Origin of the sequence: Bacillus sp. TH25, assembly GCF_016650935.1 — a bacterium.
GTDB classification, from domain to species: Bacteria; Bacillota; Bacilli; order Bacillales; family Bacillaceae_G; genus Bacillus_A; species Bacillus_A mycoides.
Genome location: NZ_JAEKEU010000009.1, coordinates 370671 through 385371, shown reverse-complemented (window position 1 = coordinate 385371; position 14701 = coordinate 370671). Strand labels below are relative to the sequence as shown.

The following is a 14701-nucleotide window of genomic DNA, read 5'->3' as shown; positions in this document are numbered from 1 at the left end:
ATATGAAGTTACAACTTATGTACTCTTTTTTACGATCGGATATTAATGTTATAGAAAAAGAATTGAAGAAGACAGTTGCTTCTGAGCAGCCGTTAGTAGAAGAAGCGGCATTACAGCTTATTGAAGCAGGTGGGAAGCGGATTCGCCCTGTTTTTGTTTTGCTTGCAGGGAAATTTGGGGATTATAAGTTAGATGCAATTAAGCATGTTGCGGTTGCATTAGAACTAATTCATATGGCTTCGCTTGTTCACGATGATGTCATTGATGCTGCGTTTTTACGACGCGGTAGCGCAACAGTGAATGCGAAATGGGGAGATCGTATTGCAATGTATACAGGAGACTACTTGTTTGCGAAGTCTCTTGAATGTATAACAAATATAGAAATTCCAGATGCACATCAAGCGTTGTCTCATACAATTTTAGAAGTTTGTAAAGGTGAAATCGAACAAATTAAAGATAAGTATAACTATGATCAAAATTTAAGAACGTATTTAAGAAGGATAAAACGAAAAACAGCATTGTTAATCGCCGCAAGTTGTCAGTTGGGAGCGATTGCTGCTGGTGCTAATCGTGATACTGTAAATCGTCTATTTTGGTACGGATATTTTGTTGGTATGTCTTATCAAATTATTGATGATATTTTAGATTTCGTATCGACAGAAGAGAAGCTTGGAAAGCCTGCTGGTGGTGATTTATTACAAGGTAACATTACATTACCTGTTTTGTATGCCATGGAAGATCCAGTTCTTCGTCAAAAAATTACATCTGTGCATGAAAATACAACAGCAAGTGAAATGAAAGAAATTATTGATGATATTAAAGCGAGCGAAGCTATTGATAAAGCATTTTCGTTTAGTGAACGTTATTTACATAAAGCATTAGAAATAATAAAACCACTCCCTCGTGGACAGGCGAAGTATGCGTTGCAAAATGTCGCAAAGTATATTGGAAAACGAAAATTTTAGTGTTTTGTCTAAAAAATAAAATAATCTCTCTATTTCAAAACTATTGCGCAATTGTGATAAGGGTGTTAATATGTGTGTGGGGATATACAATTACATACATAATTCAGAAGTGGAGAGATTTTTTATGGAAAAAACATTTCTAATGGTAAAACCAGACGGTGTACAACGTGCCTTCATTGGGGAAATTGTAGCTCGTTTTGAGAAAAAGGGCTTTCAATTAGTTGGTGCAAAATTAATGCAAGTTACTCCGGAAATTGCTGAACAACACTACGGTGAGCATAAAGAAAGACCTTTCTTTGGTGAATTAGTAGACTTTATTACATCTGGTCCTGTATTCGCAATGGTATGGCAAGGTGAAAATGTAGTAGATACAGCACGCAATATGATGGGTAAAACACGACCACATGAAGCTGATATGGGAACAATTCGCGGAGATTTCGGTGTAACTGTTGCGAAAAACATAATCCACGGTTCGGATTCTTTAGAAAGTGCAGAGCGCGAGATTGCTATTTTCTTTAAGGAAGAAGAATTAGTAGACTACTCAAAATTAATGAATCAATGGATTTACTAATTATTTTGAAATAATTTGTAAACGCTTTAATAACTGTGATAATAGTAAAAAGTGCGAGAAGAATAGGGGTATTCTTCTTGCACTTTTTTTATTTCGATTAGTTACGAAGTTAGGACTGTTATGATATATTGGTATGTAAAGTAAAAGGTCTACTATTATGAAAATAATCGAACAATTACAAGTAGGGAAAGCAAACATTCGATTTACTATATAATTTCTTTGTATTTTAAAGAGTGATGGAAGATAATATAGCTGCTTTATGTAGCGGGATAAATACATATGCGAAAAGAGGAATAACGTATGCGATATATTACAGCTGGTGAATCCCACGGTCCGCAACTTACGACAATTTTAGAAGGTGTTCCGGCAGGGTTATCTTTAGTAGCGAATGATATAAATGAAGAATTAGCTAGAAGACAAAAAGGATATGGACGCGGTAGACGTATGCAAATTGAGAAAGACCAAGTGCAAATTGTAAGTGGTGTTAGGCATGGGAAGACGATGGGGTCCCCGATTGCACTTGTTGTTGAAAATCGTGATTTTACACATTGGACAAAGGTTATGGGTGCAGAGCCGTTAACTGAGCAGGAAGAGAAAGAAATGAAAAGGCAAGTTACGAAACCTAGACCTGGACACGCAGATTTAAATGGTGCGATTAAATATGGTCATAGAGATATGAGGAATGTATTAGAGCGTTCTTCAGCACGTGAAACGACAGTTCGTGTTGCAGCTGGTGCAGTTGCAAAAAAAATATTAGCGGAATTAGGTATACAAGTAGCGGGACATGTTATCGAGATTGGTGGTGTACAGGCAGCAAATATTAAATATAACTCTATTGTGGAATTACAAAGTACTACAGAAGCATCTCCTGTACGTTGTTTAGATGAAGAGGCCGGTAAAAAGATGATGCAAGCAATTGATGATGCGAAGGCAAATGGTGATTCTATCGGTGGTATTGTTGAAGTAGTTGTAGAAGGAATGCCAATTGGAGTAGGTAGCTATGTACATTATGATAGAAAATTAGATGCAAAATTAGCAGCGGCAATTATGAGTATTAACGCTTTTAAAGGTGTTGAAATTGGAATTGGTTTTGAAGCAGCACATAGACCTGGAAGTGAAGTGCATGATGAAATCCTTTGGGATGAAGTGCAAGGGTACAGAAGAAAAACGAACAATGCAGGTGGATTAGAAGGTGGCATGACAACTGGTATGCCGGTTGTTGTGCGCGGTGTTATGAAACCGATACCGACATTATATAAACCGCTTCAAAGTGTTGATATTGATACGAAAGAACCTTTTACAGCGAGTATTGAACGTTCAGATAGTTGTGCAGTGCCAGCAGCTAGCGTTGTGGCTGAAGCTGTTGTGGCTTGGGAGCTCGCAACAGCTTTAATTGAACAATTTGGATTAGATCGTATCGATCTTATACGTGAAAATATTGAGAAACATAATGAATATGCGAGGGGATTTTAATGGAGAACATACATATTCAAACGAAATCAAAAGAATATGATGTACATGTTGGAAGGGAGGCGTTGTCACACTTAACAACGCTTATTCAAAAAATGAATCCTGCAGTATCTAACATAATGATCATTTCTGATGAAGCTGTTGCATCACTGCATTTACAGACAGTTGTTGATGCATTGCAAGTAGAGCAAAAAGTATTTTCGTTTGTTGTACCGAGTGGCGAAAAAGAGAAGTCTTTTGAAAATTTCTATGAGGCTCACACTTCGGCTCTTGAAAATAAATTAGATAGAAATTCTTTAATCATCGCACTTGGAGGCGGAATGATTGGAGATTTGGCTGGATTTGTTGCTGCGTCGTTTATGCGTGGTATTCGCTTTGTCCAAGTTCCAACGACTTTATTAGCTCACGATAGCGCAGTAGGCGGGAAAGTAGCAATTAACCATCCACTAGGAAAAAATATGATTGGAGCATTTCATCAGCCAGAAGCTGTTGTATATCATACGCCATTTTTACATTCACTTCCTGAAAAAGAGTGGCGATCAGGTTATGCAGAAGTGATAAAGCATGCTCTTATTGGTGATGTAGAGCTATATCATTGGTTAAAAGAAGAAGTGCAAACGTTAACGGATCTTCGTGATGAAAAGTTAATTCATATATTAACGAAGGCGATTCCTGTGAAAGCGAATATTGTGTCACAAGACGAAACAGAAAAAGGTGTACGTGCCCATTTGAATTTTGGGCATACGTTAGGACATGCTCTTGAAAAAGAGTTAGGATATGGGAATATTACTCACGGTGATGGAGTAGCGGTTGGCATGCTATTTGCTATATTTTTAAGTGAGCAAGTGTACAAAGTTGATCTTTCTTATGAAGAAATGAAGCAGTGGTTCTTGAAATACGGTTATCCAAAAATGCCAAGTGACTTGAATGTAGAACGTCTCGTTCAGTTGATGAAACAAGATAAAAAAGCAAATGCTGGAACAATTCATATGGTGCTTATGCAGGAATATGGGGGAGTGAATGTCGTATCTATTTCAGATGAGACTGTTCATATTGCGTTAGAAGCATTTCAAAAGGATATGGTGTAAAAAAGTCGTAGAACAGGTATGAAATGCATATTTAAAGGTATTCTCGTAATGGTGACGGTTATGATTAAAGGTGACAGTAAGACATTATAAATCATATCAATGACTGGGGGAAGAAAAGTGAGAGTAAAAGAGCAATTGTTAACTTTGAGAGCATATGTACCTGGAAAAAATATTGAAGAAGTAAAAAGAGAATATGGATTGTCAAAAATTGTGAAGTTAGCGTCGAATGAAAACCCATTCGGCTGCTCTGCGCGTGTGACAGAAGCATTAACTTCGTTAGCCAATCAATATGCACTCTATCCGGATGGGGCGGCTTTTGAACTTCGTGAAAAAGTAGCAGAGCATTTAGGTGTAAAAGCGGAACAACTTTTATTTGGTAGTGGGCTAGATGAAGTCATTCAAATGATTAGTCGTGCTTTGCTACATAATGGAACAAATGTTGTAATGGCGAACCCTACGTTCTCGCAATACCATCACCATGCTGTTATTGAAGGAGCAGAAGTTCGTGAAGTACCACTTAAAGATGGCATTCACGATTTAGATGCAATGTTACAACAAGTAGATGAGAAAACGAAGATTGTATGGATTTGTAATCCGAATAATCCGACAGGTACATATGTAGAAAAACAAAAATTACTTTCATTTTTAGAATCAGTTCCAAAGTCAGCGCTCGTTATTATGGACGAAGCATATTATGAATATGCTGGGGCAGAAGATTATCCGCAAACATTACCTCTTCTTGAAAAGTACGAAAATCTTATGGTGCTACGCACATTCTCAAAAGCATATGGATTAGCTGCTTTTCGTATTGGATATGCGATTGGTGATGCAAAGCTTATTGGGCAGCTAGAGGTAGCAAGACTACCATTTAACACATCAACTATCGCCCAAGCGGTAGCATTAGCGGCAATAGAGGATCAACAGTTTTTACAAGAGTGTGTGAAGAAAAATGCCGGAGGATTAAATCAATATTATGCATTTTGTAAGGAATATAACGTATTCTACTATCCATCTCAAACGAATTTCATTTTCTTGAAACTTGGTATACCTGGTAATGAAGCTTTCGAACGATTAATGAAAAAAGGATATATCGTTCGTTCTGGTGCAGCATTTGGTATACATGATGGTATTCGTATTACTGTTGGATTAAAAGAAGAAAATGATGAGATTATTGAATTACTTACGGAACTTGTAAAAGAACAAGTGAAGAAAGAAGAAACGTATTCTTAAGAAATGGTGGAGGCTCCTGTTACAGGAGCCTTTTTCATTTGAACTGCAATAAGGGGAGTTGTTTGCACGTTCAAGAAAGAAAACGTTACAATAGAAGTAGACGTATAAGAAGAACTATTGTACATATAACTTATTTAAAATGTGAGGAGGATACAGTTTGAAACTAGTAGGACGAAAAAATAGTTTGAATGGGAAAATTGTTGTTCCAGGAGATAAATCTATTTCGCATCGCTCTGTTATGTTTGGAGCGATAGCGGAAGGGACGACGAAAGTATCAAATTTTTTATTAGGAGAAGATTGTTTAAGTACAATTGCATGTTTTCAAAAACTAGGTATCCAGATTGAACAGTTTGGTAACGATGTCACGATTTACGGTAAAGGATTACATAATTTACAAGAACCGAAAGAAGTATTAGATGTGGGGAATTCAGGGACGACTATTCGTCTTATGCTTGGGATTTTAGCAAATACGCCGTTCCATAGTACGATAATTGGTGATGCATCAATTGGAAAACGTCCTATGAAACGTGTTACAGACCCGCTTAGTAAGATGAATGCTCAAATTGATGGTAGAGAAAACGGACAATATACACCTTTATCTATTCGCGGTGGTAAGGTAAAAGGTATGCATTACCATTCACCAGTAGCAAGCGCACAAGTGAAGTCAGCAGTTTTACTTGCGGGTTTGCAAGGGGAAGGGATTACTACGGTAACAGAGCCTATGCAATCTCGTGATCATACGGAAAGAATGTTGCGTGCATTCGGTTGTACCGTAGATGTTAATGGACGGACTGTTTCGTTACAAGGTGGACAACAACTTAAAGGTGCAGACATAGAAGTTCCAGGAGATATTTCTTCGGCGGCATTTTTCTTAGTAGCTGGTGCAATTGTCCAAAATAGTAAGCTTGTATTGGAAAACGTTGGTTTAAATCCGACGAGAACAGGGGTTTTAGATGTATTAACAAAAATGGGTGCACTTATTTCTATCGATCATATTAGAAATGAAGAGTTTGAACCGTGCGGGGATATTACGATTGAAACATCTAAACTAAAAGGAATAGAAATTGGTGGAACTCTTATTCCAAGATTAATTGATGAAATTCCTGTAATTGCTTTATTGGCAACGCAGGCAGAAGGAATTACTGTTATTAAAAACGCTGAGGAGTTAAAAGTAAAAGAAACAAATCGTATCGATACGGTTGTAGATGAATTAGGCAAATTAGGTGCGAAGATTGAAGCTACACCAGATGGTATGATTATATATGGTAAACAAAGTTTAAAAGGAAATACTGTTAATAGTCACGGCGATCATCGTATTGGGATGATGCTTGCAATCGCATCGTGTATTATAGATGGAGAAGTGAAAATAGAGAATAGTGATGCAGTCGCTGTATCGTATCCGGAATTTTTCGAACAATTAGCTGCGCTATGAGAGAAAGTATAGGAAGAGGTAGTTCACTCAAAAGGTTGCGTTCTTACACCTAGTTGCTTATGATAAATGAACAGAAGAGAATATTTTTTGAATTAAAGGAGACGTTTATGCAAAAGTTTGAACAGGCTGTTTCTTATATTGAAAACGGTGAAGCAGAAAAAGGATTACAATTATTAAAAGAACAACTACGAGTTGCTAATGATGAAGAGAAGTATGATATCGCTCGTTACTATCATACACTTGGGTTTATGGATGAGGCGTTAGCAATTACTGAAGACTTACGCTTGCTATATCCGGAAGAAAGTGAATTTACGGTATTTTTAGCAGAATTATATATTGATTTAGATAAAGAAGATGAAGCGATTGAAGTGCTTCATGATATTCCAGAAAACGATGATTTATATGTTCAATCGTTATTACTTGTAGCGGATTTATTCCAAATGCAAGGTTTTGATGATGTAGCAGAACAAAAACTATTAAAGGCGAAAGAAATGATGCCAGACGAACCTGTTATTACGTTTGGGTTAGCAGAATTATATAGTAGTAAAGGTGAAGAGCAAAAGGCGATCACTTATTATGAATCGTTACTAGCAGAACATAAAGTTATGGGTGGTGTTGTCATTGCGCTTCGTCTAGCAGAAACTTTAAGTGCTATTGGAAACTGGGAAGAGGCAATCTCTTACTATGAAGCGGGGTTAGAAGAGCAAAAAGATATTCACTCATTATTTGGATATGCCTTCACATTATACCAAGGAGAAGAATATCAAAGAGCAATTGGTGCTTGGCAAGAATTAAAAGAATTAGATCCTGAATACGCATCGTTATACATGTATTTAGCGAAAAGCTATGAAAAAGAAGGCATGCTTCAAGAAAGCTATGAAACACTTCAAGAAGGAATTAAAGTAGATGAGCTGTCTGTTCCTTTCTATGTAGAATTAGCAAATATTGCGGCGAAATTAGGTAAAATAGCGGAGGCAGAAGAAGTGCTTCAAAAAGCGCTGGAGCTAGATCCGGGACATTTAGGTGCGATATTAAAATATGCGTATATTTTAAAAGAACAAGAGAAATACGAAGAGCTAATTGCAGTTGTAGAGCGTGCAATTGACAGTGGAGAACCAGATACACAACTACTTTGGGATCTTGCATTTGCAAAAAAACAATTAGAAATGTATTCGGATGCATTAAAACACTATGAAAGTGCATATACTTCTTTTAAGAATCATCCAGATTTCTTGGAAGAGTACGGTTATTTCTTATTAGAAGAAGGAATGCGAAAAGAGGCGAAAGAAGTATTTACGCAGTTAATACAACTAGACCCGACACAAATTCATATTGAAGAATTGTTATATAATTTAGAGGATTTTTCATAAGTTGGAAGGAAACTGAATGCCGCTTCTTGAATCTAAAAAGAAAAGAGAAAGACAGAGGAGGGACTTAATCGCTATGAATACCCCTGTTTCTGTAAACGAGAAGAAGGATTTTGTAAAATGGTTTTTGAATAATTACCAACTGAAACAGCGTGAATGTGTATGGATTTTGAATTATTTAATGAGTCACGATCAATTAATGCATAAAGTCCACTTCGTAGAACATGCAAAATATTGTCCGCGTGGCTTAGTAATGTCAGCAAATTGTGTGAAAGACACACCGTTTCACTTTTTTAAACAAAATGTAATGACAACAGATGCAGAAAAATCGTTTCATGATATTCGTTTGAATCGAGATGAGGATATTTATATTCAGCTTAATTTTAAATCATCGTTCCAAAATGCAAACTATGTAGCTGTATTAGAAGAAAACCCATATTTGCCAAAGCATATTGAAGTGAATGAAAAAGATCGATTGCTTGCAGAACGATTTTTAGAAGAAAGTGTATTCTCATTTAGAAGAGAACGTCTTTTGAAACAAATTGATGAAGCTTTGGATAAGCAAGATAAGGAAGCATTTCATAGGTTAACAGCAGAGTTGAAAATTTTATAGAATTCATTTTTATTATGTAATCTTTACGAAATTCAGACTTTTTAAGAAAAACTACTTAATAATAGGTAGTTTTTCTTTTTTTACCTCTTTTAGTATGGTTTAATATATATAAAGTGAAAGTTCTGTTATTTCAAATGGAGGAGGGGAGAAAAGGTGAAATGGATTGTAAAAGATGTAGAACAGTTTGAGCAAGCGAGGGAGTATGTAGATACAGGGATTATACCCCTTTTGTCTATTTCGGCAGCAAAAGGGATGAAAATGGTTGTAGAGCAAGGTGAATTTATTGAGGCTTTGAGTATGGAGTTGGAAAGGGAGTATAAAGGAAGAGTGCTTTTACTGCCCGCATTTACGTATTTGGTAGAGAGCCAAAAGAATGAAAAAGACCGTTTGCAAGAATGGACAGATCATTTGCAAAGGCAAGGTTTTAAGCATATTGCCTATGTGACAAGTGACTTTTCATGGAAAGAAGATATGAGAGATGTGCAGGGTGATTTATTTTGGTTTCCATCGTTATCATTAGAGCAATTTAGTGATCAAGCGAAAAGGGAAGTTATTCGTGCACACATAAAAAATATTATGGAAATGTTGGAAGAAAGATGGATAAAATAATAATAAACAGAAAGTTCTTATTATTATGAGTAGTATGATATTGACCTATACAAGAGGGTATTATATCATGATAGTGTCCTAGTTTTTATTTTTTATATAATTTTTTCACGAGGGGACAATTTCTGATAGAGGGGGGAAATTTTCGTGAGCGAGAAAGAACATCGTGTGTCAAGAAGACAGTTTTTAAATTACACACTTACAGGGGTAGGAGGCTTTATGGCGGCGGGTATTTTAATGCCGATGACGAGGTTTGCGCTTGATCCGGTGTTAAGAAAAGAAGCGGGAACAGATATGGTTGCTGTTGGACAAGTAAAGGATATTACAACAGAGCCGAAGCGCTTCGATTTTAAGGTGAAGCAGGTTGACGGATGGTACAAGTCTGAAGAGCCAAAATCTGCTTGGGTGCATAAAGATGAAAGTGGAGAAATTGTTGCGTTTTCTCCAGTATGTAAACATTTAGGTTGCACAGTGAACTGGAATTCGGACAAAGCGCATCCTAATCAATTCTTTTGCCCGTGTCACGGGGGACGTTACACAAAAGATGGGATGAACATTAAAGGCACACCGCCTCTTGCTCCGCTTGATGTGTACGAGTCTAAAGTGAAAGATGGAACGCTGTATTTAGGAAAAGCGAAGCCAAGAGGGGGTGCAAAGTAGATGCTAAATAAAATTTATGATTGGGTGGACGAACGTTTAGATATTACACCGATATGGCGTGATATCGCTGATCATGAAGTACCTGAGCATGTTAACCCGGCACATCACTTTTCTGCATTCGTCTATTGCTTTGGAGGACTTACCTTTTTCGTTACAGTAATTCAAATTTTGTCCGGAATGTTTTTGACGATGTATTATGTGCCGGATATTAAAAATGCTTGGGAGTCGGTTTATTATTTACAAAATGAAGTAGCTTACGGGCAAATTGTTCGTGGTATGCATCACTGGGGTGCTAGTCTCGTAATTGTAATGATGTTTTTACATACACTCAGAGTTTTCTTCCAAGGTGCGTATAAAAAGCCTCGTGAGTTAAACTGGATTGTTGGTGTTCTTATTTTCTTTGTTATGTTAGGTCTTGGTTTTACCGGATATTTATTACCGTGGGATATGAAAGCGTTATTTGCTACGAAAGTAGGGATTCAAATTGCAGAGCAAACGCCGCTCATTGGTCCTTATATTAAAACATTACTCGCTGGTCATTCCGAAATCGTTGGCGCTCAAACATTAACTCGCTTCTTTGCTATTCACGTCTTCTTCTTACCAGCAGCACTTCTAGGTTTAATGGCCTTCCACTTCATCATGATTCGCAAACAAGGTATTTCCGGTCCGCTATAAGAGATTGCTAAATTAAAGGGGAAAGAACAAAAGGAGGGAGATTATGCATCGCGGCAAAGGGATGAAGTTTGTAGGAGATTCTCGGGTACCAGTAGCCCGGAAACCAAATATTCCAAAAGATTATTCTGAATATCCAGGGAAAACAGAAGCGTTTTGGCCGAATTTCTTGTTAAAAGAATGGATGGTTGGTGCAGTTTTTTTAGTCGGTTATTTATGTTTAACAGTGGCGCATCCGTCACCGCTTGAGAGAATGGCGGATCCTACAGATGCAGGATATATACCACTTCCAGATTGGTATTTCTTATTCTTGTATCAGTTATTAAAGTATTCGTATGCTTCAGGCTCATTTACTGTAATTGGTGCGTTTATTATGCCGGGGATTGCGTTTGGAGCGTTACTATTAGCCCCGTTTCTAGATCGAGGCCCAGAAAGAGCACCATTGAAGCGTCCTGTAGCAACGGGGTTTATGCTTTTAGCAATTGCATCGATCATTTTTTTAACTTGGGAATCTGTAGCACACCACGATTGGGAAGCTGCAAAAAAACAAGGAGCAATTGTAAAAACAGCACCAGTTGATAAAAATGATGACGGCTACAAGTTGATGCAAAAAAATACTTGTTTAACATGTCATGGTGACAATTTACAGGGCGGAGCGGCAGCACCGGCTTTGCAAAACTTAACTTTAAAACCAGAAGAAATCGCTAAAATTGCGAAAGATGGAAAAGGTTCAATGCCTAAAGGTGTATTTAAAGGTACAGATGAGGAACTGAAAAAGCTTTCGGAATTCGTTGCAAAGTATAATAAAAAATAATAGAAAAGCTGACTACAAAATCTGTAGTCAGCTTTTTATTTTGATGACGGAAAGTTTGCTATATAATAGAGTAGAGTTCGATGAAAGAATTACTTTGTTTGAAAGGTGTTGGACATACAGCTTGGCTTACTTGTATGCAATGTTAAGGCAACGTTCGGTACTATTATTTTTATTGGTTGTTAACATATTAGGTACAATTTACGGATTCATATGGTATGGAAATCAATTAAAAGAAACCTCACCTATATTTTGGCCGTTTGTACCAGATAGCCCTATGGCGACTCTCTTTTTTGTCTTTGTTTTAATTGCTTTTTTGATGAAGAAGAACTGGGGGTTAATAGAAGCGCTAGCGATAGTTACTCTAATAAAATATGGTGTTTGGGCTGTTGTTGTAAATGCAATTATGATTTATGTAAAAGGCCCTATTGGCCTTATGGGATATATGCTAATGTTATCTCATTTTGCGATGGCAGTGCAGGGAATGTTATATGCTCCGTTTTATCGGATAAAAAAATGGCACTTCACTGTAGCTGGCATATGGACATTACATAATGATGCAATTGATTATTTATTTTGGCAAATGCCGAGATATGGGATTATGCATTTGTTTGTAGAGAAAATTGGTTATTTTACGTTTTGGTTAAGTATTGCTGTACTGTGTATTACATATTATTATTGCTTACGTGAGAACCGAAAACAGTTTTCTTTATGATGGTGAGGACATTTAGGGGGAGAAAATGAAGAAAAATAAGAGCGGTATAAACATATTGGATCGATTGATCACTTTAGTAGTTTCCTATAGCATAGCATTTTCTGTTTTCGCTCTCGCGACAACGGTAGTTGTATATGGAAAATGGTTGTATTATTTTGAAATTGATTTTTTAAATATTCCAGATTTAGCGGATATGACGAAAGATGAAATTAAGAGAAACTATGATGTGCTTATTACATATTTATCGCCGTTTTATGAAGGTGCATTACAATTGCCGACATTAGATATGTCCACAAATGGACGCATTCATTTTGTAGATGTTAAAAATATTTTAGTAAAGATTCAATATATAATGTATGGAACGATTGTAATTGCTGTATTAGGAGGAGCGTATTTATTAAAAAAGAAAAAAGAAAAGTTTTTACTTCACGGAGCGATTCTTACAATTATTTTTCCAATAGCTCTTACGTTACCAATTGCTATTAATTTTGAAAAGAGTTTCGTATTATTTCATAAGCTTTTATTTAGCAATGATTATTGGATGTTTGATATTGAAACAGATCCGGTTATTTTAATGTTACCGGAAGAATTCTTTATGCATGCTGCATGTATTATTTTATTATTGATTTTAGGTGGTAGCATGCTTTGTTACGGTGTGTATAAATATTTAGTGAAAAAGAAAAGGGTTTCAAAGAAAAAATTCTCTGTTTAAAGAGAATTTTTTTGTTTTCATAGAGATAATATATTTTTTGGTTTTGTTCTGTTCTATTCTTGTCCAATTCCACATATTTTGTACTAGTAGTTATAGGGGGGACCGGGATGAAGAGAACATTAATTGGACTGATAGCATTTCTAATTATAATGTTTCCAGTACGTATATATGCTGAAGAGTGGAGTGAATTAACTGGATTGCTAGATGACTCTTTGCAGTTAGTGAAGAAAAAAGAAGATGAAAAGGCAATACAAGTACTGTACCATTTCTCAGAGCAATTTCTATCAAAGGAGAATGAAAATAATTCAAAAGTAACTCCGGGACAAATTAGAGTCGTTTCTTTAGCATACGATAAGGCGAAACAATCTCTCGCGGAAGATTCAGATAGGCAAGTTAAAGTGGATAATATGTTAGCGTTACAACTTGCTGTTGATGCACAAGTATCTAAATATCAGCCACTTTGGATGGAAAGAGAAAGAAAGATAATGAATGCTTTTTCTCAAGTAGAAAAGGCGATGGGAAAAGACGATGATGGACAGTTCCAACAGACGCTAAATACATTTTTAAATGAATTTAATATTATTTATCCTAGTTTAATGATTGCTCTGCCAGAAAACGAAGCGCAGCGTGTAAATGCACATTTATCTTATTTGGATGAATTTCGTAACGTTATGTTAAAAACGAAAGGTGGACAAATGCAACTAGGGATTATTAAAGGTGATTTGCAAAAAATATTTCATACAGTAAAAAAAGATGAGATTGCTCCCTCTCTCATTTGGTTTATGACAATTACTGGAGGACTTATTTTGTTCACTTTAACGTATGTTGGATGGAGAAAGTATAAAGGGGAGAGAGAGAAGCGGAGAAGCAACTTGCATTCTAAAGATAGATAATACGCATAAATAAAAATACGGATTGTAAGGTTTATTTATTGACAACGGTGGAAGAAAAAAATAGAATGAGAAGTACTATAATTAAAACTTCAATGGAGGTTTATGATGTTTTATTTAATTTACTTCGCGATCATTTTGATCATACCGTTATATGCACAGTCAAAAGTACGTAGTGCCTATAGCAAGTATTCACAAGTTTATTCAACATCAGGTATGACAGGAGCGGAAGTGGCTCGAAAAATTTTAGATGAAAATGGATTGTACAATGTAGCCGTAGAAGAAACGCCAGGTCATTTGTCAGATCATTATGACCCGCGTGTAAAGACGGTTAGATTATCAACAGATAACTATTATGGTCATTCAGTTGCTGGTACAGCTGTAGCAGCACATGAAGTAGGACACGCAATTCAAGATGCGAAAGATTATAACTTTATGCGTGTACGCCATTCGTTAGTGCCAGTTGCTAATTTTGGTTCAAACATGTCATGGGTTTTTGTCCTAATTGGTGTATTTGCACAAATGTCTGGTTTGTTGTTACTAGGAATTATTTTAATGGCAGCAGGTGTTATTTTCCAACTTGTTACATTACCAGTTGAGTTTGATGCATCAAAACGCGCAATGCAACAAATTGAAGCACTTGGTATCGTATCAACAGATGAGTACGGTCAAGCTCGTAAAGTATTAAATGCGGCAGCATTAACATATGTAGCAGCAGCTGCTGTAGCAGTATTTGAATTATTACGTCTCGTATTAATTTATACTGGTATGCAGCGTAGCGACGATTAAAGACTATCAATTTTGATAGTCTTTTTTTGTTTTGTGGATTGAATCTTATAATATGTTACAAATGGAAATAATAGAGAGAATATGGGGTATAGAACTAGTTAAAATAAAGA

At 36.3% G+C, this 14701-nt stretch carries 16 protein-coding genes; all 16 read left to right on the top strand.

The genetic code is table 11. From position 1 onward, the window contains the following. Window positions 1–2 precede the first annotated feature (2 nt). Entirely contained in the window at window positions 3–965 is a 963-nt protein-coding gene (gene hepT / locus JFT89_RS06475) for a heptaprenyl diphosphate synthase component II (RefSeq protein WP_002011823.1), read from the top strand. A 124-nt stretch (window positions 966–1089) separates the two neighbouring features. Further along, the gene (ndk, locus tag JFT89_RS06470) at window positions 1090–1536 is read left to right on the top strand and encodes a nucleoside-diphosphate kinase (RefSeq protein WP_002064527.1); all 447 of its coding nucleotides are present in this window, start codon (window positions 1090–1092) and stop codon (window positions 1534–1536) included. 300 nt (window positions 1537–1836) lie between these two features. Next, window positions 1837–3009, top strand: coding sequence for a chorismate synthase (gene aroC / locus JFT89_RS06465; protein ID WP_002030766.1), 1173 nt, complete (start codon window positions 1837–1839; stop codon window positions 3007–3009). Next, entirely contained in the window at window positions 3009–4094 is a 1086-nt protein-coding gene (aroB, locus tag JFT89_RS06460) for a 3-dehydroquinate synthase (protein ID WP_002064528.1), read from the top strand. The genes aroC and aroB overlap by 1 nt, the downstream gene beginning before the upstream one ends. Window positions 4095–4211: 117 nt before the next feature. Continuing rightward, entirely contained in the window at window positions 4212–5324 is a 1113-nt protein-coding gene (gene hisC, locus JFT89_RS06455; protein ID WP_201039685.1) for a histidinol-phosphate transaminase, read from the top strand. Between the two features lie 157 nt (window positions 5325–5481). Further along, on the top strand, window positions 5482–6756 hold the full coding sequence (gene aroA / locus JFT89_RS06450) for a 3-phosphoshikimate 1-carboxyvinyltransferase (protein ID WP_002064530.1): 1275 nt from the start codon (window positions 5482–5484) through the stop codon (window positions 6754–6756). 107 nt (window positions 6757–6863) lie between these two features. Continuing rightward, window positions 6864–8126 carry a tetratricopeptide repeat protein gene (locus tag JFT89_RS06445; protein WP_002086616.1) on the top strand — a complete coding sequence of 421 codons (1263 nt, stop codon included), beginning with the start codon at window positions 6864–6866 and terminating at the stop codon, window positions 8124–8126. Window positions 8127–8199: 73 nt separating this feature from the next. Further along, window positions 8200–8736, top strand: coding sequence for a ReoY family proteolytic degradation factor (locus JFT89_RS06440; protein WP_002086615.1), 537 nt, complete (start codon window positions 8200–8202; stop codon window positions 8734–8736). 153 nt (window positions 8737–8889) lie between these two features. Beyond that, window positions 8890–9345, top strand: a complete 456-nt coding sequence (locus JFT89_RS06435) for a YpiF family protein (RefSeq protein ID WP_002064531.1) — start codon at window positions 8890–8892, stop codon at window positions 9343–9345. Window positions 9346–9489: 144 nt separating this feature from the next. Further along, complete coding sequence (gene qcrA, locus JFT89_RS06430; RefSeq protein ID WP_002011835.1) at window positions 9490–10002, top strand: menaquinol-cytochrome c reductase iron-sulfur subunit; 513 nt, start codon at window positions 9490–9492, stop codon at window positions 10000–10002. Beyond that, window positions 10003–10677 (top strand): menaquinol-cytochrome c reductase cytochrome b subunit, encoded by a 675-nt coding sequence (gene qcrB / locus JFT89_RS06425; RefSeq protein ID WP_000932700.1) that lies wholly within the window; start codon window positions 10003–10005, stop codon window positions 10675–10677. 43 nt (window positions 10678–10720) lie between these two features. Continuing rightward, entirely contained in the window at window positions 10721–11488 is a 768-nt protein-coding gene (qcrC, locus tag JFT89_RS06420; protein ID WP_002011836.1) for a menaquinol-cytochrome c reductase cytochrome b/c subunit, read from the top strand. Between the two features lie 121 nt (window positions 11489–11609). After that, window positions 11610–12200 (top strand): lipoprotein heptaprenylglyceryl N-acetyltransferase LhaT, encoded by a 591-nt coding sequence (lhaT, locus tag JFT89_RS06415; RefSeq protein ID WP_002086612.1) that lies wholly within the window; start codon window positions 11610–11612, stop codon window positions 12198–12200. Between the two features lie 25 nt (window positions 12201–12225). After that, on the top strand, window positions 12226–12912 hold the full coding sequence (lit, locus tag JFT89_RS06410) for a lipoprotein intramolecular transacylase Lit (protein ID WP_002064533.1): 687 nt from the start codon (window positions 12226–12228) through the stop codon (window positions 12910–12912). Between the two features lie 107 nt (window positions 12913–13019). Further along, complete coding sequence (gene ypjB / locus JFT89_RS06405) at window positions 13020–13805, top strand: sporulation protein YpjB (protein ID WP_016092968.1); 786 nt, start codon at window positions 13020–13022, stop codon at window positions 13803–13805. A 105-nt stretch (window positions 13806–13910) separates the two neighbouring features. Beyond that, window positions 13911–14591: a zinc metallopeptidase gene (locus JFT89_RS06400; protein ID WP_002086606.1), complete on the top strand. Its 681-nt coding sequence runs from the start codon at window positions 13911–13913 to the stop codon at window positions 14589–14591. Window positions 14592–14701: the final 110 nt, after the last annotated feature.

Excerpts from the sequence above, each read along its gene's own strand:
- JFT89_RS06445 (WP_002086616.1), top strand. The coding sequence starts at position 6,864 with ATGCAAAAGTTTGAACAGGCTGTTTCTTATATTGAAAACGGTGAAGCA.
- JFT89_RS06400 (WP_002086606.1), top strand. The coding sequence starts at position 13,911 with ATGTTTTATTTAATTTACTTCGCGATCATTTTGATCATACCGTTATAT.
- lit (WP_002064533.1), top strand. The coding sequence starts at position 12,226 with ATGAAGAAAAATAAGAGCGGTATAAACATATTGGATCGATTGATCACT.
- qcrC (WP_002011836.1), top strand. The coding sequence starts at position 10,721 with ATGCATCGCGGCAAAGGGATGAAGTTTGTAGGAGATTCTCGGGTACCA.
- JFT89_RS06440 (WP_002086615.1), top strand. The coding sequence starts at position 8,200 with ATGAATACCCCTGTTTCTGTAAACGAGAAGAAGGATTTTGTAAAATGG.
- qcrB (WP_000932700.1), top strand. The coding sequence starts at position 10,003 with ATGCTAAATAAAATTTATGATTGGGTGGACGAACGTTTAGATATTACA.
- hepT (WP_002011823.1), top strand. The coding sequence starts at position 3 with ATGAAGTTACAACTTATGTACTCTTTTTTACGATCGGATATTAATGTT.
- ypjB (WP_016092968.1), top strand. The coding sequence starts at position 13,020 with ATGAAGAGAACATTAATTGGACTGATAGCATTTCTAATTATAATGTTT.
- ndk (WP_002064527.1), top strand. The coding sequence starts at position 1,090 with ATGGAAAAAACATTTCTAATGGTAAAACCAGACGGTGTACAACGTGCC.
- aroB (WP_002064528.1), top strand. The coding sequence starts at position 3,009 with ATGGAGAACATACATATTCAAACGAAATCAAAAGAATATGATGTACAT.
- aroC (WP_002030766.1), top strand. The coding sequence starts at position 1,837 with ATGCGATATATTACAGCTGGTGAATCCCACGGTCCGCAACTTACGACA.